At 62.6% G+C, this 358-nt stretch carries 1 pseudogene; it reads left to right on the top strand.

Annotated elements, in window-relative coordinates:
• Positions 1-358: pseudogene (locus PQR32_RS42215) on the top strand (dihydroxy-acid dehydratase); the annotation flags it as partial.

Below are 358 nucleotides of genomic sequence, written 5' to 3'. Positions count from 1 at the left end.
ACATCGCGGTCGCGCGGTGGTGTTCGAGAACGTCGAAGAGTTGCACGCCAAAGTCGATGACGAGTCGCTCGATATCGACGAGCACTGCATCATGGTCCTGAAAGGCGCGGGACCGAAGGGTTACCCGGGTTTCGCTGAAGTGGGCAACATGCCGCTGCCAAAGAAGGTGCTTGAAAAAGGCATCACCGACATGGTCCGCATCTCGGACGGCCGCATGAGCGGCACAGCCTACGGCGCGGTCGTGTTGCATGTATCGCCGGAAGCGGCTGCGGGCGGCCCGCTCGCGCTCGTGCAGACCGGTGACATGATCGAACTGGACGTCGAAGCCCGCCGCCTGCACTTGGAGGTCACCGACGAA

The organism is Paraburkholderia dipogonis, from assembly GCF_046027395.1.
In the GTDB taxonomy this organism is placed as follows: domain Bacteria; phylum Pseudomonadota; class Gammaproteobacteria; order Burkholderiales; family Burkholderiaceae; genus Paraburkholderia; species Paraburkholderia dipogonis_A.
This window is presented reverse-complemented; position numbering and strand designations above follow the sequence as displayed.